Annotated in this window: 19 protein-coding genes; 13 read left to right on the forward strand and 6 right to left on the reverse strand. The window is 63.2% G+C overall.

The window, feature by feature from the left end; genetic code table 11:
* Positions 1 to 32: 32 nt before the first annotated feature.
* Complete coding sequence (locus AC1DVN_RS17685; protein WP_019744391.1) at positions 33 to 1,268, forward strand: sensor histidine kinase; 1,236 nt, start codon at positions 33 to 35, stop codon at positions 1,266 to 1,268.
* Complete coding sequence (locus tag AC1DVN_RS17690) at positions 1,265 to 1,954, forward strand: response regulator transcription factor (protein WP_003942020.1); 690 nt, start codon at positions 1,265 to 1,267, stop codon at positions 1,952 to 1,954. The genes AC1DVN_RS17685 and AC1DVN_RS17690 overlap by 4 nt, the downstream gene beginning before the upstream one ends.
* A gap of 99 nt (positions 1,955 to 2,053) precedes the next feature.
* Here the strand turns inward: AC1DVN_RS17690 and AC1DVN_RS17695 are convergent, their stop codons facing one another.
* Positions 2,054 to 2,839 (reverse strand): DUF3109 family protein, encoded by a 786-nt coding sequence (locus tag AC1DVN_RS17695; RefSeq protein WP_003941928.1) that lies wholly within the window; start codon positions 2,837 to 2,839, stop codon positions 2,054 to 2,056.
* Positions 2,840 to 2,905: 66 nt separating this feature from the next.
* Here AC1DVN_RS17695 and AC1DVN_RS17700 point away from each other — a divergent pair, with 66 nt between their 5' ends.
* From AC1DVN_RS17700 to AC1DVN_RS17710, 3 genes are read left to right on the forward strand one after another with little or no spacing between them, the layout of a single operon-like run.
* Positions 2,906 to 3,856 (forward strand): Ppx/GppA family phosphatase, encoded by a 951-nt coding sequence (locus AC1DVN_RS17700; protein WP_003941975.1) that lies wholly within the window; start codon positions 2,906 to 2,908, stop codon positions 3,854 to 3,856.
* On the forward strand, positions 3,856 to 4,989 hold the full coding sequence (locus AC1DVN_RS17705) for a hypothetical protein (RefSeq protein WP_172933296.1): 1,134 nt from the start codon (positions 3,856 to 3,858) through the stop codon (positions 4,987 to 4,989). Before AC1DVN_RS17700 ends, AC1DVN_RS17705 begins: the two co-directional genes overlap by 1 nt.
* 7 nt (positions 4,990 to 4,996) lie before the next feature.
* Complete coding sequence (locus AC1DVN_RS17710; protein WP_019744388.1) at positions 4,997 to 5,881, forward strand: sugar phosphate isomerase/epimerase family protein; 885 nt, start codon at positions 4,997 to 4,999, stop codon at positions 5,879 to 5,881.
* Here the strand turns inward: AC1DVN_RS17710 and AC1DVN_RS17715 are convergent.
* From AC1DVN_RS17715 to AC1DVN_RS17730, 4 genes are all read right to left on the reverse strand, one after another.
* Positions 5,861 to 7,294: an HAD-IB family hydrolase gene (locus AC1DVN_RS17715; RefSeq protein WP_019744387.1), complete on the reverse strand. Its 1,434-nt coding sequence runs from the start codon at positions 7,292 to 7,294 to the stop codon at positions 5,861 to 5,863. The genes AC1DVN_RS17710 and AC1DVN_RS17715 overlap by 21 nt on opposite strands.
* Positions 7,291 to 9,627: a glycerol-3-phosphate 1-O-acyltransferase gene (locus tag AC1DVN_RS17720; RefSeq protein ID WP_020906768.1), complete on the reverse strand. Its 2,337-nt coding sequence runs from the start codon at positions 9,625 to 9,627 to the stop codon at positions 7,291 to 7,293. The genes AC1DVN_RS17715 and AC1DVN_RS17720 overlap by 4 nt, the downstream gene beginning before the upstream one ends.
* A 3-nt stretch (positions 9,628 to 9,630) precedes the next feature.
* Positions 9,631 to 11,097, reverse strand: a complete 1,467-nt coding sequence (locus AC1DVN_RS17725) for a wax ester/triacylglycerol synthase domain-containing protein (RefSeq protein ID WP_041814780.1) — start codon at positions 11,095 to 11,097, stop codon at positions 9,631 to 9,633.
* A gap of 159 nt (positions 11,098 to 11,256) precedes the next feature.
* The gene (locus AC1DVN_RS17730) at positions 11,257 to 11,880 is read right to left on the reverse strand and encodes a TetR/AcrR family transcriptional regulator (protein ID WP_046378204.1); all 624 of its coding nucleotides are present in this window, start codon (positions 11,878 to 11,880) and stop codon (positions 11,257 to 11,259) included.
* Positions 11,881 to 12,030: 150 nt separating this feature from the next.
* Here AC1DVN_RS17730 and AC1DVN_RS17735 point away from each other — a divergent pair, with 150 nt between their 5' ends.
* From AC1DVN_RS17735 to AC1DVN_RS17765, 7 genes are all read left to right on the forward strand, one after another.
* Entirely contained in the window at positions 12,031 to 12,699 is a 669-nt protein-coding gene (locus AC1DVN_RS17735) for a MerR family transcriptional regulator (RefSeq protein ID WP_030535506.1), read from the forward strand.
* Positions 12,696 to 13,541 (forward strand): thioesterase family protein, encoded by an 846-nt coding sequence (locus AC1DVN_RS17740; protein WP_020906772.1) that lies wholly within the window; start codon positions 12,696 to 12,698, stop codon positions 13,539 to 13,541. The genes AC1DVN_RS17735 and AC1DVN_RS17740 overlap by 4 nt, the downstream gene beginning before the upstream one ends.
* A gap of 34 nt (positions 13,542 to 13,575) precedes the next feature.
* Entirely contained in the window at positions 13,576 to 14,391 is an 816-nt protein-coding gene (proC, locus tag AC1DVN_RS17745) for a pyrroline-5-carboxylate reductase (protein ID WP_019744381.1), read from the forward strand.
* 126 nt (positions 14,392 to 14,517) lie between these two features.
* Complete coding sequence (locus AC1DVN_RS17750; RefSeq protein ID WP_003941845.1) at positions 14,518 to 14,754, forward strand: helix-turn-helix domain-containing protein; 237 nt, start codon at positions 14,518 to 14,520, stop codon at positions 14,752 to 14,754.
* Positions 14,755 to 14,998: 244 nt separating this feature from the next.
* On the forward strand, positions 14,999 to 15,100 hold the full coding sequence (locus AC1DVN_RS17755) for a 30S ribosomal protein bS22 (RefSeq protein WP_003402602.1): 102 nt from the start codon (positions 14,999 to 15,001) through the stop codon (positions 15,098 to 15,100).
* A gap of 237 nt (positions 15,101 to 15,337) precedes the next feature.
* Complete coding sequence (locus AC1DVN_RS17760; RefSeq protein WP_021333922.1) at positions 15,338 to 16,471, forward strand: NAD-dependent epimerase/dehydratase family protein; 1,134 nt, start codon at positions 15,338 to 15,340, stop codon at positions 16,469 to 16,471.
* Positions 16,468 to 17,505 (forward strand): lysophospholipid acyltransferase family protein, encoded by a 1,038-nt coding sequence (locus tag AC1DVN_RS17765; RefSeq protein WP_021333923.1) that lies wholly within the window; start codon positions 16,468 to 16,470, stop codon positions 17,503 to 17,505. Before AC1DVN_RS17760 ends, AC1DVN_RS17765 begins: the two co-directional genes overlap by 4 nt.
* A 39-nt stretch (positions 17,506 to 17,544) precedes the next feature.
* Here AC1DVN_RS17765 and AC1DVN_RS17770 read toward each other — a convergent pair whose 3' ends face one another.
* Positions 17,545 to 18,540 (reverse strand): HAD family hydrolase, encoded by a 996-nt coding sequence (locus tag AC1DVN_RS17770; RefSeq protein ID WP_020968932.1) that lies wholly within the window; start codon positions 18,538 to 18,540, stop codon positions 17,545 to 17,547.
* Positions 18,541 to 18,740: 200 nt separating this feature from the next.
* On the opposite strand from AC1DVN_RS17770, the gene AC1DVN_RS17775 reads away from it, so the two are divergent.
* Entirely contained in the window at positions 18,741 to 19,001 is a 261-nt protein-coding gene (locus AC1DVN_RS17775) for a glutaredoxin family protein (protein WP_446696250.1), read from the forward strand.
* The last annotated feature ends 140 nt before the right edge of the window (positions 19,002 to 19,141 follow it).

Here is a 19,141-nt window from a genome sequence, read left to right on the forward strand (position 1 = left end):
ACCGACACTTCGCGCGAACGTACGATTGCGCCGTGAGTGTCGTGATTGCAGTGCTGCTGGTCGTGGTCGCCGGCTTGGTCGGCTACCTCGTCGGCGGGGTGCTGGTACCCAGGCTGTCGTCGCGCCAGAGTCAGCGCTCGGACGAACAGACCGGGCTCACGATGTCTCAGGTTCTCGACCTCATCGTGTTGGCTTCGGAAAGCGGTATCGCCGTCGTCGACGGTTTCCACGACGTCGTGCTCTTCAACCCTCGCGCCGAGGAACTCGGCCTCGTCAAGAATCGTCTGGTCGACGAGCGAGCTTGGCGGGCTGCTCAGGAGGTTCTGCGGACGGGCCAAGCCGTCGAGGTCGATCTGACGGCGCAGACCGCTCAGCGCGGCCGCGACAAGATCGCGGTACGTGGCACGGCCCGGTTGCTCAGCAAGGACGATCGCAATTTCGTGGTCCTGTTCGCTGACGACGATTCCGAGCAGGTCCGCATGGAGGCGACGCGACGCGATTTCGTCGCGAACGTCAGCCACGAACTGAAGACGCCGGTCGGTGCGATGAGTTTGCTCGCGGAGGCACTGCTCGAATCTGCTGACGACCCGGAATCGGTGCGGCACTTCGGCGAACGGGTGCTGGGCGAGTCGATTCGTCTGGGCAAGATGGTCACCGAGTTGATCGCACTCTCGCGCCTGCAAGGTGCCGAGAAGCTGCCGGATCTCGACGTGGTCGACGTCGACACCGTGGTGTCCGAGGCGCTGTCGAGGTCGAATCTGTCGGCCGAGGCCGCCGGGATCACCGTCACCACCGACCATCCGAGTGGGCTGGAAGTGCTCGGGGATCAGACTCTCCTCGTCACAGCATTGTCCAACCTCATCGAGAACGCTATTGCATACTCGCCCAAGGGTTCTCCGGTGTCCGTCAGTCGGTCGGTACGCGGCGACAATGTCGCGATCGCAGTCACCGACCGAGGAGAGGGCATCGCGAAAGCGGACCAGGAGCGAGTGTTCGAGAGATTCTTCCGCGTGGACAAGGCGCGGTCACGGCAGACCGGCGGAACCGGTCTGGGGCTGGCGATCGTCAAACACGTCGCGGCCAATCACAACGGCTCCATCGAACTGTGGAGCAAACCGGGAACAGGGTCTACCTTCACGTTGCAGATACCGGCACACGTGGAGTCGGACGACGACATCGACTCTGACGACGCGGGAACCGCCGGTTCCACGCGGATCGGCAGACGAGAACAAGGCAGTAGAGAAAACGGCATGGAGGCCAAACGATGACGAGTGTGCTGATCGTGGAGGACGAGGAGTCCTTGGCGGACCCGCTGGCGTTCCTGCTCCGCAAGGAGGGCTTCGAGACCACCATCGTCAACGACGGACCGTCGGCGTTGGCGGAATTCGATCGCTCCGGAGCGGACATCGTCCTGCTCGACCTCATGCTGCCCGGCATGAGTGGCACGGACGTCTGCAAGGCGCTGCGGTCGCGCTCCGGCGTTCCCGTCATCATGGTGACGGCGCGTGACAGTGAGATCGACAAGGTCGTCGGCCTGGAACTCGGCGCGGACGACTATGTGACCAAACCGTATTCGGCGCGCGAGCTGATTGCCCGCATCCGTGCGGTGCTGCGTCGCGGGGTGGAGAACGAGGCGGATCTCGCCTCCGACAACGGGGTGCTCGAGGCCGGACCGGTGCGGATGGACGTCGAGCGTCACGTCGTGCAGGTCGCCGGTAACCCGGTGACATTGCCGCTCAAGGAGTTCGACCTCCTCGAGTACCTGCTCCGCAACTCCGGCCGGGTGCTGACCCGCGGACAGTTGATCGACCGCGTCTGGGGCGCCGACTACGTCGGCGACACCAAAACCCTTGACGTACACGTGAAGCGGTTGCGTTCGAAGATCGAATCGGATCCGGCCAAGCCCGAACACCTGGTCACGGTCCGAGGATTGGGCTACAAGCTCGAAGCGTGATCGAACCTCGTCGAGAAGAAATATCGAGACGAATGCCGAGAAGAATTCAGCCGCTCACACGATCGTGTGAGCGGCTGAATTCTTTTTGTCTACGTGGAGTCAGCCCTGAGCTTTGTTCTGAGCGATCGTGGTCGCCGGATGGACTGCTATGAGGCCGAGGCCGGCGCGACGCCTGCAGAGGCGAGCCAGCTCGTCGTACGCACGCTTTCCGAGAAGCTCTGTCAGTTCCGGCCCGTAGGACTGCCAGACCTGCCGCTCCCCGACATGAGCGTCGGGGGAGCCGGAGCAGTACCAGGCGAGGTCGTCGCCGCCCTCACCCCAGCCTCGGCGGTCGTACTCGGTGATCGTGGTCTTGAGGATCTGAACGCCGTCCGGCCGGTCGACCCAGTCCTGGGTGCGGCGGATGGGTAGCTGCCAGCACACGTCCGGCTTCACCTCGAGCGGCTCGATGCCTTTCTTGAGCGCCATGGAATGCAGTGCGCAGCCCTCGCCGCCGGCAAAACCCGGCCGGTTGAGGAAGATGCACGCTCCTTTGTAGCGGCGGGTGCGCAGCGCGGGCTCGTCCTCGAGGTCGTCTTCTTCGACGTAGCCCTTCTTGCCGAGACCCTTTTCCATGAACTGCCAGTCTTCGGCTGTGAGCATTTTCACTGACGCATCGAGCTTGTCCTGATCCTCCTGATCGGAGAGGAAAGCGCCGTGCGAGCAGCAGCCGTCGTCCGGGCGGTCGCCGATGATGCCCTGACACGCCGGCGTGCCGAACACGCAGGTCCAATGCGAGAGCAACCACGTCATATCAGCGGAAATGAGGTGCTCGGAGTTGTCCGGATCGACAAATTCGACCCATTCGCGCGGGAAATCGAGATCGACCTCGGGGCTCGGAGTCATCTTGTGGGACCGGTCTGGGTTACCTGCTGTCACAAGGGCCGACGGTAGACCCAGTAACGTGGCGATGTGCGACTAGGGGTACTCGACGTCGGAAGCAATACCGTCCATCTATTGGTTGTGGACGCCCATCGGGGCGGCCACCCAACACCCATGAGCTCGACCAAGTCCACGTTGAGGCTGGCAGAAAACACTGACGACCGCGGCGATATCACCACGTCAGGGGCCGATCGGTTGGTGTCGACGGTCTCCGAATTCGCCGGTATCGCCAAGACGTCCGGATGCGAGGAAATGATGGCTTTTGCCACTTCCGCCGTCCGTGACGCCAACAATTCCGAAGCTGTGCTCGCCCGCGTCCGCGCCGAGACCGGAGTAAATCTCGAGGTTCTCTCCGGGGTCGACGAAGCCCGCCTGACCTTTCTTGCCGTGCGCCGCTGGTACGGCTGGAGCGCCGGACGCATCCTGAACCTGGACATCGGCGGCGGCTCGCTCGAACTCACCGCAGGCGGTGACGAGGATCCGGACGTCGCCTTCTCACTGCAACTCGGTGCGGGACGGTTGACGCGCGACTGGCTACAGGCCGATCCGCCGGGCAAGCGCCGGGTCGCTGTATTGCGCGACTGGCTGGACGCGGAGTTGGTCGGACCAGCCAAGGAACTGCGCGCCGCCGGCGACTGGGACCGCACGGTCGGGACCTCGAAGACCTTTCGATCGTTGGCTCGGCTCACCGGCGCGGCCCCTTCTGCCGCAGGCCCCCGGGCAAAACGGACCCTGACTTCCAGCGGACTCAGGCAACTCATAGCCTTCATATCCAGGATGACGGCAGCGGACCGTGCAGAATTGGAAGGAGTGAGCTCGGATCGGTCACAGCAGATTGTGGCCGGCGCGCTCATCGCAGAGGCAACCATGCGGGCGCTCGGAGTGGACGAACTGGAAATTTGTCCCTGGGCACTGCGTGAGGGTCTGATTCTGCGAAAGCTCGACACAGAAATGGGCGGTGAATTGGTGGTGAGTGCTTGATGACCGAGGACAGTCAGCAGATTTCCGTAGCGGAACTGCTCAAGCGGAACGGTCAGAGCGTCGAATCCCGAGGTGGACGACGTCGGCGCGGCGTAGCCGGTGGCATCTCCGTCGCCGAACTGACGGGTGAGATCCCGATCGTTCGCCAGTCGGGATCGCGCGCGGCCGCCGAGCCCGAGTCGGCCGAACCAGCAGCTTCTCAGCCTGAAGCCCCTGCGCCAGAAAACGCTGCACCTTCTGCGCCGGCCGAGGCTGTCGCAGAAACCGCCAAGTCAGCCGAACCGGCACCGAAGGTTCCCGCCGACCGCACCGCCGCCTTCGCCGTCTCGTTCGACGACGACGATGACGATGACGATGACGATGACGAGCCGCAGGCACCCAAGGCCGAATCGAAGCCGGTTGCCACACCGCCGGTCACCACTCCGAAGCCGACTTCCACGCCTTCGCCGGGACAGACCTCGAAGTCCTCGCCCGGACAGTGGGTGAGCCGGGCACCGCTCAACTCCTCGTCACCGACGCAGGTAACGCAGGAACCAGCACTGCTGTCGGGTCAGACCCTGGCGGGCGATCTGATGCGTCAGGAGCGCGCCGCAACCCAGTCGCCGTCGTTGCGTCCGCCGATCCTGCCGCCGCGTGTCCCCACTCCTGTCGTGAAGGCACCTGCACCGACTGCTCCTGCTCCGGCCGCGCTGGAAGAGAGCACCGAACTGATCGACAAGATCGCAGACGCGGATGCCGGCGAGGCCGAATCGACCGCCGTGGTCGATCTGGTCAAGGCGCCGGCTGTCGATGACAGTGCAAAAAAGTCCAGTGCCGCCGCGGAGTCCGATGTCGAAGCCGAACCGGCAGCGGAAGAGGCAGGCGAGCGTAACTCGATCCGTGAATGGGCAGTGCTTGCCGGTCAGGTGGTTGTTGCACTGATCGTCGGCGGCGCGATGTTCAAGGGCTTCGAGAAGCTGTGGGACATGCTGCCGTGGGTGGCGTTGGTGCTCGCGCTGATCGTGATCGTCGGCTTGGTGGCCGTCGTGCGGGTTCTGCGCAAGACGGACGACATCACGAGTTTCGTGATCGCGGTGGTCGTCGGCATGATCGTGACGCTCGGTCCACTGGCGTTCTTGTTGACCTCGGGTTGATCGGACGATGATCGGGGGATCGCAGCGCATGGTTCGTCGGCCGATCGCTGTCGGCTTGTCGACGGCTTCGGTATATCCGGAGAACACGGAAGCAGCATTTCGCTACGCCGCTGATCTCGGATACGACGGTGTCGAACTGATGGTGTGGGCCGAATCCGTGAGTCAGGACATCGGTGCTGTGGCTGCCCTCGTTCGCAAGTATGCGATTCCGGTGCAGGCCGTGCATGCGCCGTGTCTGCTGATTTCGCAGCGCGTGTGGGGTTCCGATCCGGTCGAGAAGCTCGAGCGTTCGGTACGCACTGCCGAAACCTTGGGAGCGACGACGGTGGTCGTCCACCCGCCGTTCCGGTGGCAGCGCAAGTACGCCGAAGGCTTCGCGGAACAGGTTGTCGATCTCGAATCGAAGAGCAGCGTCGTGGTGGCGGTGGAGAACATGTTCCCCATGCGCGCCGACAGCTTCTTCGGCGGCAAGGACAAATCCGCGGAGCGTCTGCGTAAACGTGGCGGTCCGGGGGCAGCGTTGTCCGCGTTCAGTCCGTCGTACGACCCGACCGATTCCGATCACGCTCACTACACACTCGACCTGTCGCACACCGCGACGGCGGGCATGGATGCCCTGGAGTTGGCCTCCCGTATGGGCAAGGGGCTCGAGCACCTGCACCTGGCCGACGGTCGCGGGGCGTCGATGGACGAGCACCTGATTCCGGGGCATGGCTCACAGCCGTGCGCGGAGTTGTGTCAGCAATTGGCTGCGAGCGAATTCAGCGGCCAGGCTGTCATCGAGATCAACACGCAGAACGCGCGCACCCGGCGGGAGCGGTCGTCGATGCTGGCGCAGGCGCTCGCGTTTGCACGCGAGCACCTGGCACGCTCAGCGGTGGCCGGCAAGTAGCGCAGCTTCGAACTGCGCGCGTACCTTCTCGACGTGTGCGTCGAGGTCTTTGGTCTCCCAGCCTTCGGTCGAGATGGGATCGAGCACCGAGACGTAGACCGGGCCTGGATGGGCGACAAGCGAATTGCGCCACATCCGTTCACCCGCATTGTGAATCACCACGGGCACGATCGGCACACCGGCTTGGATCGCCAAGTGAAATCCGCCCTTCTTGAAAGGGCCCAGGCGTGGCGTCGGAGAACGGGTGCCCTCCGGAGCTATGACTATCGAGACACCATTCTTGAGCTTGTCGACTGCCGGTTGCAGCGCAGCCTTCGCTTTTGTGGTGTCGGTGCGGTCGATGTAGGCGACGTCGAGCAGTGCGCCGACAGGCATGAACCGCGGATCGCTTGCCGCTTCCTTCTTCGCGACCCCGGTCACGTCACGCTTGATCACGGTTCCCAGGACCAACATGTCCAGGGAACTCTGATGGTTGAACATGAACACCGCCGGGCGGTGATCCCACACGTTGTGCTCGCCGTCGATCTCGACGTCGATGCCGAGCAGTGAGAGCGAGATGTCGGGGCCGTAGGTGCCGACCAGGTTCGCACCCAGTTGACGGTTGCCGGTGACGATGCCCGCCGACGCGCCGAGGGCGGCGGTGGCAGCAAGCGCGCCCATGGCGGTTGCCGTTCGGATCGTCGAGATCGGCGTTGCGCCGCGTTGCGGTTTACGCAGGCTGACCGAAGGCCAGTGATTGCGCAACGCGATCCTGGCCAGACCACGATCGGGATTCAACGCGACAGGTCGCCCGACGGCCTCGAGCATGAAGACGTCTTCGACACCGTTGGAGTACGCAAACGCGTTCTTCAAGTCGGCGCCCATCTTCTCGGCATAGCCCGCAAGGGCATTGGCCTTGGCCGGCCCCCACAGAGCGGGGGAGGACAGTTCGCCGGTGAGCATGCCGTCGACGACTTCGGGTTCGGTGCACAGCACGTCTTCGATGTCGAGATCTTCGGCGACGTACTTGGCCTGGAACGGAGTCGCCGACGTGGCCATCACGATCGTGTGGCCGGCTCGCCGGTGCGCCGCCAGTAGCCCACGGGCTTCCGGGTAGATCATCGCGGCGATCTCCTGCTTGAACAACCGTCGGCCCCAGTCGTTGAGTTCCTCGACGGTACGGCCGCCCAGGGCGCGAACGCCGATGTCCATCAGCGCTCCGACATCAGCGCCACGGAACTGGGTGTCGATCGCGGCGCCGGTGGTGCGCAACAATTCGCCGACGCTGATATCCAAGCGTCGCAGGCGGTCTCGGTACACAACGCTGGCCGAGTACCCGCTGATCAACGTGCCGTCGAGGTCGAAGGCGGCGATCGTTCCGGGCCCGGGAGGCGCGGCTTCGATGGCGGAGTGCAGACGCTCGAGTCCGGTCACAGTCCTACTTCCTCGTTCTCGGCGGGCGCTCGGTTTGCTTCTGGAATGGTCACTACTGCTGCGGCGTCGGGCACGGGCATTGCCACCTGATCGAGCCGTGCATGCGCGAGTGCTCGGATATGGCGCAGACGTTCGACCTGGACCTTGATCTCCGCGGCAAACGCCAGGCGCCTGGCCCGGACTCCGTCGTCGTCGACTTCGATCAAGTTACGGTTGCGCGCCAAATTCAGTGCAGTGGCGAACAACTCACCGGAGACCGATTCGTTGCTGGCGATCTGCTGCCGCAGGCGACGCTGATGTGCGACGTCGATGCAGTTGCTGATGAAGGACTTTTCGTCGAACGACGTCGAAATCGGCGCGAGCACAAGCTGATCGGCGACAACCTGGTACGCCTCGAGGAACGGTTGCAGCACTCGGTGCGCGAGGTACGGCCGCACCGTCTCGATCATGTGCTCGGTTCGTTTGTCGGCGGCCATGACGGTTTCCCACTCGGGATCGATCAGGGTCAGCTCGGTTCGCATCTCCTGCTCGAACGTGTCCCGGTCGCTGAAGAAGAACTCGAACTTCATCAGGTCGCGGATGCGCTTGGCCTCGGCCCAACCGTCTCCGACGGGATCCTCGAACCGCTCTTCGACGGCTGCCTGGAGCACGAGTTCGGTGATGGCACGCACGACGAGAAAGTGAATTGTGTTGTTGCGGTAGAAGGCAGCAACAAGGTGCTGGTCCTTGCCGAGGTAGAAGACCTGCTCGCCGCCGCGATCGAAGCGCTCGAGCACACCGGAATCGACGTGTGTCTGCAGCGCCTTCTCGATGACACGCGGATCGGACAGTTCGACGTCGCCGGCGATCGGAAGATTTCGCGCGGTGATGTATCCGAACAGCGGCGTGAGAATCGCGGTGAGTTCACGAACTGTCAACGCCCGGTCTTCGATTCCGAGGAACGCCAACATCGCCAGTGAAGACACGGTCACCGGTGTGACCTCGTTGATGCGGTGACACACCTCGATGCCGGCCTTTTGAATGGCGAGGCGCTGATCGGTTTCCTGGCTGAGTGCATCCGCGAGTGAGAGCGGCCGTCCGATGGTCACGTGCGCGACGCCGTTGCGTTTTCCCTGTGCGCGTACGTAACCCACCATCCAGCGCAGGCCTTCCGGTGTCTTCTCGGCGCCGAGTGCCTCGGCAGCCATTGCCCCGACCTCGTAGAGCTGGTCGTAGCTCAGCGCGACGGGGACGAGGTACACGTCGGATGCGCCGCTGACCTGAAAGGCCTTGGTCAGGTAGGTCAGGAGACCGAAGCGCGGTGGGCGTAGTTTGCCGGTACGCCCGCGTCCACCTTCGATGTACCACTCCAGATTGAAGCGTTTGGTGAGCAGGTAGCGCATGTACTCGTGCATCGACCACTTGTAGACCTCGTCGTTGCCGATGCTTCGACGAATGAAAACGGTGCCGCTGCGCTTGAGGATCGAGCCCATGGGCCAGAAGCTGATGTTGAGGCCGCCCATGACGTGATTGAGCGGCAAGCCGTTCGCGATCAACGCCGGACGCAGGACGAGGGGATCGAGGTACGAACGGTGACTGGGGAGGAAGACCAGTGAGTGTTCCTTGTTCAGCTCACGGAGTTCCTCGAAGCGGCTCGTGTCCACGTCCAGCTTGTAGGCGCGAGCGAAGTAGCGGCCCAGGCGATCCCACACCGCGATGGCTTGGCGACTCTGGGTGGCAACCATTTCTTCGAGAGCTTCACGGGCGCGGCGGTCGACTTCGGCGACGGCGATGTTCAACCGGTCGGCCAAAGCCATCACCTCGGTGGTGAACCGGCGGGTGTCGGTGATCTCGTCGACGACGAAACGCGACACCTTGTACTGGCCACCCAGAAGGCCCAATTCGGCGCGCTCGAGTGCGAGGGCGGCCTGCCGTCGGATGAACTCGGGTAGTGAACCGCCACCGCTCTTTTCGAGGCGACGCTCGAGATCGCTCAGTGGTGCTGGTTCACCTTCGATGACCTGGCACCGTGAGGGGTCGGTGCGCAGGGTTCTGCGTTGCGCACCGCGTCCGGGGTGGAGGGGATCGCGCGGTGCCAGTGCATCACGCAGTCGCACCGCGACGTTGTGTTTGGTATGGGTGTCCGGAATCCACACCACTCGAAGCGGTGCGAGCATCGGGTCGTCGGTCCGAGCCGCCAGTTCTGCCAGGGTCTTGTCGGTGATGTTCACGGTGACCGGCCGAGCTTCGGATGAGGTTGCCTTGTCGGCAAGCCACTTTCGCAGCACGCCGGCTTCGGCCTCTGTCATGGTTTCGGTGAGGTACACGCGCGGGTTGGTCGTGTTCTCGCTCATGACTCACGCACCTTCCGTTGGGACTCCGAGAGCCACGATCTCGTCCAGGCTCTCCTGCAAGCACTGCATCAGCAGCGCGGGCTTCGTGATCGCGGCGGTGTCGAGATTGATTCCGATGCAGCACACCCCGACGTGGGAGACCAGTGTCGCCATCGCCGCGCAACCGGGCGCCGGGCCGAATGGGAACATCCGCTCGATCTTCGCTCCGGCGAGATAGACCGGAACCGGTACGCCGGCGACGTTGCTCGCCTGCAGGTCCAGTCCTGTCGACTGGGACAGATACCAGTTCGCGAGTAGATAATTCGGCAGGCGAGCGAGGATCGGGGCGGCGACGTCGAGAGCGTCCAACGCGGGTTCCTCACGCAGACCCAGTACGATTTCTCGCACCTGCCTGATGCGTTTGGCCGGATCTGTTTCGGCGACCGGGCCGTTGAAGCGAACGGCTGCAAACCGGTTGCCGCCGTTGGCATCCGCGCCGGTGCGCATGCTGATCGGCATACCCATCGGGATGCTCTCGACAGATTGTCCGAAGGCTTCGTGGTAGCGATGGAAGCCGCCGAGCAAAGCGGCGACGTAAGCGTCGTTGAGTGAGCCGCCGGCAGCTTTTGCTCCGGCCTTGAGCTCGGGAACACCCACTTCGAGAGTTCCGAACCACCGTCCGAGACCACGATCGTGGAGCAGAGGGGAACCGGAACGAGCTGGGGGAGTGACGATCTTGCGGAGTGAATTGGCGTACCCGAGGACCTCGGAAGCCGTGCTGAACGGACTCGAGATCGCCGTGGTCGCAACATTGGTGGCGCCGCGAACCAGCTTGGCGATACGGGATGGCGCACGCCGGATCTCGCTGACGACCTCCTCGCCGAATGCACCTACCGACGACAGGTGCTCCGGAGCCGGCGGTGTGCGGTCGGGCTTGTTCGGAGTGGGATCCGGGCGCCTGCTGTGCAGCAGCGTCATCATCTGGATGCCGCCCATGCCGTCGGTGATGGAGTGGTGAGTCTTGACCACGAACACGGCACGACCGTCGTCGAGACCTTCGATGAGCAGCGCGCTCCACGGCGGCCGAGCCTTGTCGAAAGGTTCGGTCGCAAGGTGACGGCACATGCGCAGCGCGTGATCGAAGTCCGCCGGTGCGGGCAAGCGGACGCGTCGTAGGTGGTAGCCGATATCGAACTCGGGATCAACCGACCACACCGGATTGCCCAGTTGCATCGCCGGTTCCACCGCGCGCATACGAATACGCGGAACCACGTGCGATGCCCACTCGACTGCGTCGAGAAGTCGATCCCAATCCGGAGCTCGATCGAGAACCTCTACCGCAACGATCGGTGAGCGCAGTTGCGGCTGCGCCTCTTCCATCCGCCACATTCCCGTCTCGAAGTCGGACATCGTGCGGTTTGCCCCCCAGGCAACCGCGGAAAGGTCGACGTCGACCGCGCTCGGAGGAACAAATGGATTGCTGTTGGCCATACGTCAAGAACTCCCTCGGTCTGCGGATCCACCCCGCGCATCTCTGCTTCTAAGTGTGGACCCGTGACAGTGGGCGCGTCCCGGTTTCGGTGTCAGCCGACAGGTGTGACGTTCGTCAGTTAAGGGCTAATCGGACATGCCTGGAAATTCGACCAGCGTTCACGAAGTGACGCCGACGGCATTCAGAGCTATCTCGCGGTAGAGAACGCTGACTTCGCGCGGAGTCTGCGGTCCGTCGAGTCGATACCAGAGGACGACGGACTGACACATGCCCAGCAGTGCGCGGCCCGTTCCGGTGATGTCCGGGACCGTGAACTCACCGCTGTCGACGCCTGCCGTCAAAACGTCGACGAGTAGATTCTCGAGCTTCTTTCGTTTGGCGGCGTAGCTCTTTCGTTCGGCGTCCTCGAGGTACCGCAGTTCGGAATCGAGGAACGCGATGTCGGAGCGACTGGTCATGTGCAGAACACACGCCTCGACGAGATTGCCGAACTGTGCCGTCGGCGACGGTCCGGCAGCGTCGACCGCAGCGCTCGCGCGTGCGGTGACGTTCTCGATGCCCGGTTCCATCAGCGCGACGAGGATGCCTTGTTTGTTGCCGTGGTGGTAGTACAGCGTCGGCACGGTGACACCGGCACGTTTTGCGATGTCACGAACCGACGCTCCGTGGTAACCGAGTTCGTGGAACACCTCGAGTGCGGCGGTGAGCAGGGGAGTCAGCGTCAGTGGTTCGACGATGCGCCACTGTTCGTCGGGTTGAGCCCCCGACTGCAAATCCGTCATTCCGCCTGTTCGCTCCGTTCGGAAATTTCTGGTGGTGTGCGCAGAGAAGGTTCAACCCTAGCGCAAGGCGTGTCCTGCCTACCGATGCTCGGCCACCATTGGATAGCATCACTATCCAGTGGTGGCCCGAGCGAGTTGGACGGAGGAGCGGTGAAGGTTTCCGAATTGGCCGCACAGTCCGGCGTTGCATTGGCCACGATCAAGTACTACCTCCGTGAAGGTCTGCTGATGCCTGGTGAACCGACCAGCGCGACGGGAGCGAGGTACGGCGAACAGCACGTCCGGCGACTCGCGTTGATCAGGGCGCTGGCCGGGGCGGGACTCGCGATTCCACGGATTCGTGCGGTGCTCGAATTGGTGGACAGTGACGAGCGATCCGAATTCGAGACTTTCGGTCGCGCGATCGCGCAACTACCGCCCTACGTCGATCCGGTGCCGGATCAACAGTTCCCCAGAGCTCGCAAGGTTCTGGAGTTTCTCGGTCAGGTCTACGAGCCGAGGTACGTGGCGGTTGCTCACCTCGAGCGTGCACTGATCGGTCTCGAGGATGCCGGACTGAGCCTCTCGGACGAGCGATTGCGCGCCTACGGCGACCACATCCGAGGAATTGCCGAAGTGGAAATCGAGCTGATGCCCACCAGCACGACGAAGGAGGGCGTTCGCCATGCCGCTTCGACCGAGGACGGCATTCGCTATGCAGTCCTCGGAACCGCCATGTACGAACCTGTCCTGACAGCTTTGCGACGCTTGGCGCACCAGGACCTTGCCGCACGACATTTCCCGCAATACCGAGAAAGCACCGAACAGGAAAATCGATGAGCACCAGCCCCTTTCAAGATCTCAATCGCCTCACCTCGCTCGGCGACGGGCGATACACCGCAACGATCGATCCGATCTGGACCATCGGGCCGAAAGTGCACGGCGGCTCCATGATGGCTGTGTGCGCCGCTGCCGCGCGTCAATGTCTGCGAGACGGCGCAGGTGAGAACGACTCGCTTCTGAAGATGCAGCCACTCGCGGTGAGCGCCAACTATCTGTCCGCCCCCGACCCCGGTGAAGTCGAACTGGAGGTGATCGTCCGAAAGCAGGGACGCCAGGTCGCGTTGTTCGACGTCGAGTTGAGCCAGGCGGGACGCAGCGCTGTTCGCGCGGCGGTCACGCTCGGATTCCCCGATGACGGCGACCCCACCTTCGTCACTGCCTCGTCGATCGACGACATGTCACCGGAACCGCCGGAGAGTGCGGTGGCCGTCATCGGCGATCACCCGATGGCGCAGGTCGTGCACGTCGGGCAGGGCTGCGACATGCGAATCGACACCACCTCGGCGCACTTCCTGACCGGCAGCCAAGGCGAGGCCGAGGTCAGGATGTGGGTTCGTCCTCGACCCGAGGACGAGAACGACATCGACACCGCTGTGCTGTTCGCGATCATGGCGGGCGACATCAGCGCGCCCGTGACGATGAACCGCGGCCTGTTCGGGTGGGCGCCGACCGTGCAGTTGACGACGTACCTGCGCCGACTGCCGACGCCGGGATGGCTTCGTGTGCGGGCAAGCTCGGATGTTCTGGGCAGCACGTGGTTCGAAGAGGATCATGCTGTTCTCGATTCGACGGGCGCAGTCGTCGTACAGAGCCGACAATTGGCGATGATGCCCCGCTAGGGTCGATCGCTGCGGTCGTGGCAGGCTGTTCGCCATGACAAGAATTGCGATTATCGGTGGCGGCAAGATCGGCGAGGCGCTGATCTCCGGGCTGTTGCAGGCCGGCCACGCCATCAAGGATCTGGTCGTCGCCGAGCAATATCAGCCTCGCGCAGACGAATTGATCGCCGAATACTCCATCCGCGTCAGCACGATCGCCGACGCCGCCGAGGGCGCAGACGTCATCGTCATCGCGGTCAAGCCCGGCGACGTCGAATCGGCGCTCACCGCGTTGACGAAGGTCGATCTGGACGGCGACCTCGAGCAATTGATCGTTTCCCTTGCGGCGGGTATCCCGACCGGGTTCTTCGAAACGCGTCTGCCCGCAGGGTTCCCGGTCATCCGCGTCATGCCGAACACCCCCATGCTGGTCGGGGAGGGCGTGAGCGTTCTCTCGCCCGGACGGCACGTCAAGGCCGAGCATCTCGAGCTCGTACGCGGCATCCTCGGCAGCGTCGGCAAGGTGGTCACGGTTCCCGAATCGCAGATCGACGCGGTCACTGCTGTCTCCGGTTCCGGCCCGGCCTACTTCTTCTTGGTTGCCGAAGCGATGATCGATGCGGGAGTCGGTCTCGGCCTGACGCGCCCGGTCGCTACCGAATTGGTGGTGCAGACGATGGTCGGCTCCGCAGCGATGCTCGATCGCACCGGCGACAGCGCGACGGATCTTCGCGCCGCGGTGACGTCACCGGGTGGAACGACGGCTGCGGCACTGCGTCAGCTCGAAGCGGGCGGCCTGCGGACGGCGTTCTTCGATGCCTTGGATGCCGCCAAGTCGCGCTCGGCCGCGATGGGTTCAGCTGCGGAATAGTCGTCCGTTTAGCCACACCCGTCGCTTTAACCCCACCAGTACAGCTAAGCTCGACTTAGTACGTACGTGTCTGTTCCGCCGGAGGGGAAGCCGGCGGCGCGAGTCGTGCTGGAGGTATGTGGATTAATGGTGTCTGCAAACAAGCCGTCCATGGGTTCGTCCCACGACGGAAAGCCGGCAGTGGCCGGCACGCAATTCCTCACTGTTGCTGAGGTAGCAACTTTGATGAGGGTGTCGAAAATGACTGTGTACCGGTTGGTACACAGTGGCGAATTGCCCGCTGTACGAGTGGGCCGTTCGTTCCGTGTACACGCGAAGGCGGTACACGATTACCTCGAAACCTCGTACTTCGATGCCGGCTGACCAGCCGGTTCGAAGAGGATGACCTCGGCGTGAGCCGAGTCGCGGGCACAGCGGTTGCTGTGCCGGAGGCTCGGTTTATGCCGAGTGAGACCACACCGGTACGATGAGTCACTGTCGTACCAGCAAGCTGGTGTCGTAAGGCGCTGAGCTAGTTAAAACGAGGGCCAGGCGCCAATTGCTTGGCGCAGGCGTACGTGACCGGCGTGCGCAGGAACGCTAGAGAAGAACGTGAGGGACACCCGCTATGGGTTCAGTGATCAAGAAGCGTCGCAAGCGCATGTCGAAGAAGAAGCACCGCAAGCTGCTTCGTCGTACCCGAGTACAGCGCAGGAAACTCGGTAAATAAGCAGTACCTGTTGATGCCCGCCGCCCCTTCCGGGGTGGCGGGCATCGATGTATTTCAGGGGAGGGGCGACGTATCTCAGGGGAGAGATGTGTCGGCCGTCTCATTGTCTGGGCGGTTTGTCTTGAATGGCCGAATTTTGGGTAGTCAGCGCGGGACCCCCTCTGCCCGTAAAGTGGGGGAAAATCGCGGGAGGAACGCTTCGGCAGAGCGCGTTTCTACTGGATATGGGGGTACTTGGTGGTTGAAGGTGACAACACTTCAGGGGGCACGACGCCTCGCGTCGTACTGGTGACCGGGGCGAGCAGATTTCTCGGCGGCTACCTGGTGACCAGGCTTGCGCAGAATCCGTCGATAGAGCGTGTCATCGCCGTCGACGCCGTCAGTCCGAGCAAGGACATGATGCGCAGAATGGGCCGCGCGGAATTCGTGCGAGCAGACATCCGCAATCCGCTGATCGGCAAAGTGATCCGAAACGCCGAGGTCGACACCGTCGTGCACGCGTCGACGCTTCAGAAAGCCCCCAAAGCCGGCAGCCGCGCCGCGATGAAGGACATGAACGTCATCGGCGCCATGCAACTGTTCGCGGTCTGCCAGAAAGCTCCGACGGTTCGCAAGGTGATCCTGCGCTCGGCTTCGGTCGTCTACGGGTGCAGTGCCAAGGATCCCGCTCAGTTCACCGAAGAAATGAGTGCGCGCCGCCGGCCGCCGGGCGGATATGCCCGCGACAGCCTCGAGATCGAGGGATACCTCCGCGGGATGGGGCGTCGGCGCCCGGACATCTCGGTCGGGATTCTGCGGTTGGCGCCGTTGATCGGACCTCAGCTGACTGCAACCGTCGGGCACTACGTCACCGCCCCACTCGTGCCCACCATCGTCGGGCGCAACGCGCGCCTGCAATTGCTCCACGTCGAGGATGCCCTCGCGGCGCTGGAGAAGGCGACTATCGGCCACGCCTCGGGTACGTACAACATCGCCGGCGACGGAGTGGTCATGATGTCGCAGGCGATCCGCCGGGCAGGCAGGGTGGAAGTTCCCATGCCGCTCGCTCTGTTCCGTAGTGTCGGGAGCGCGTTGGTGGGGTCGTCCATGAGGCTCTACACCGACGAGCAACTCGAGTACTTCCGGTTCGGCTGCGGACTCGACACCACTCGCATGCGCAGCGAGTTGGGGTTCGAGCCGCGATGGACCACCATGCAAGCACTCGACGATTTCATGCGTGCGATGCAGACGCGCCGGATCATCAAGTCCGAGTGGATCGATCGGGCAGAGAATGCGTTGACCACCATCCTCGGCGGTGACACTGCCGAGGCGAGCGTAAGTGCAGACGTGATGCACATGCCGTTGTCGGGACGAAGTGCGGTGAAGGGGTGACTGACGTGGCGAAGGTAATTCCCCTGCGGCCCAGCGCAACTCACACCGGAAAGTCGGAAGCTTCTCGTTCGCGTGAGTCCGTCACCGGCGCGGAGCGTGACGTCCGTGAACAAAGTCAGCGTCGGCATCCGTCCGGAGTGCCGTCGGCGGCCGACCATGGTGGTGAGAGCACGTTCGTCGATGCGGCCAGGTCGGCGATCGTCGACCAGATCGCCTCGGCAGCAGAATTTTTCCGACGTCGGGTGTCCGGCGACTACGAGGTCGACGAGTTCGGATTCGACCCGCATTTTGCGGACAACGTCGTCATGCCCGTGCTGCGGCCGTTGTTCGAGAAATGGTTCCGCGTCGAGGTCAGCGGGATCGAGAACATTCCCCTCACCGGGGGAGCGTTGGTGGTTGCCAATCACGCCGGTGTCATCCCACTCGACGGGCTGATGACGTCGGTTGCCGTGCACGATCATCATCCGGCGCATCGTCCACTGCGAATGTTGGCTGCGGACATGGCTTTCGAAATGCCGGTGGTGGGCGGACTGGCGCGCAAAGCCGGCCATACGTTGGCGTGCAACCCCGACGCCGAGCGTCTGCTCAACGAAGGTGAAGTCGCGGCCGTGTTCCCGGAAGGATTCAAGGGCATCGGGAAACCGTTCAGTGAGCGGTACAAGTTGCAGCGGTTCGGGCGCGGTGGCTTCGTGTCGGCCGCAATGCGAACCGGTGTTCCGATCATCCCGTGCTCGATCGTGGGCTCGGAGGAGATCTATCCGAAGATCGGTGATCTCACCACACTCGCACGCGTTCTCGGTTTGCCGTATTTCCCGGTCACACCTTTGTTTCCGCACCTCGGGCCACTCGGCCTGGTTCCATTGCCGTCGAAGTGGTACATCGAGTTCGGAAAACCGATCGTCACCGACACCTTCGAGAGCGGTGCAGCCGACGATCCGATGGTCCTGTTCGAGGTCACGGACCACGTCCGAGAAACGATTCAGCAGACGCTTTATCGGTTGTTGGCCAAGCGGCGCAACGTCTTTCTCGGCTGAGTTCGGTCCGGTTCGCTTCTCGATCCGGACCGAACCCGCTCAGGCGTTCTGTTCTTTGCGCCTGGCGAGAATTGCCGCGAGCGCACCGCCGACTGCTCCGAGTACCAGCGCTGTGGGAACGCCGATTTTGGCGGCCTTTCGTCCGGTGCGGAAATCACGAACTTCCCAACCGCGGTTCTTCGCGAGTTCACGAAGGTCTGCGTCGGGATTGATCGCCACCGGTGTCCCCACCAACGAGAGCATCGGTACGTCGTTGTGGCTGTCGGAGTAGGCGGAACAGCGCTTGAGATTGAGGCCTTCACGCACCGCCAGCGTCCGCACGGCGTGAGCCTTGCCCATTCCGTGCAGGATGTCGCCGACGAGTCGGCCGGTGAAGACTCCGTCCTCACTTTCGGCGACGGTGCCCAAGGCGCCGGTCAATCCCAGTTTCTCAGCGATGACCTGGGCCAGTTCGACCGGAGTTGCCGTCACCAACCACACCTGTTGTCCGGCGTCGAGGTGCATCTGGGCCAACGCCCTCGTGCCTGGCCAGATCTTGTCGGCGATGACCTCGTCGTAGATCTCCTCGCCGAGGCGGGCGAGTTCGGCGGTGGATCGACCGGCCACAAAAGACAGTGCTTTCTCGCGGCCTTCGGCGACGTCGTCACTACTTTCTCGGCCGGTGACGCGGAATTTGATCTGCTTCCACGCGAAATCCACCAGATCCGAGGTCTTGAGATACTTGCGTGCAGCGAGACCACGGGCGAAGTGGATGATCGATGCACCCTGCACCATGGTGTTGTCGACGTCGAAGAATGCGGCGGCCGTGAGGTCGCGCGGAACGGCCGGGGGCTCTTCGCCGGTTTCCGGTTCTGTGGGGTTGGCAGCTTCGTGCAATGCCAGAGCTGCATCAGCGCTCGCCTCGCCGGCGAGATTGGCTCGAACTTCCGACTCACTCGGGCCCAGCGGATTCTTCACATGGCGACGTCCGGGGAGAATGACCCCGGCAAGCCCTGATCCGAATCCGGAGCCGTTCGGTAGTGATCGCGCAGGCACCCGCACCTCCCGTGTTGCATTCTCGAGCAGAGAACTCTTCGAGTCAGCCTATCCTCCGCGATGAGGCCCGATGGGTTGGATGGTGACCTTCCCTGTGGTGTGTGACGTTCCTCTCCGCCGATTTGGTACCGAGCGGGGCTCCGGAGGCACACTCGACCGATCAAGTAGATGGCGTCCCAGTAGAAGAAAGGTATGCGTCGATGACTGCAGCTACGCATGAAGTGACCCTGTTGACACGCGCAGGATGCGCGTCCTGTGTCGGCGCGGCGGAGGTACTACGGCGGGTCTGTTCCGAGTTCGAGCTGGAATTGACGTGCATCGACGTAGACGAAGCTGCCGCGACGGATCCAGAGCTGAGAGCGGAGTACGGAGACAGATTGCCGGTCATTCTTCTCGACGGACGCGAGCACGGTTACTGGGAAGTTGACGAAGAGCGCCTTCGTGGCGATTTACGCAAGTAAGGCAACCCTCAAAGTTGTCCGCGGAGCCGCTTTGCAGGTGAACGGCACATCGAACCCGTCTCGAGCAACTTTGTGCATGGGTTCACAAGCGGTTACCGTGGTGTGAACATTCCCCCGGAGCATCGTGGAGGTCGACAGTC

The organism is Rhodococcus sp. P4_E4, from assembly GCF_056401575.1.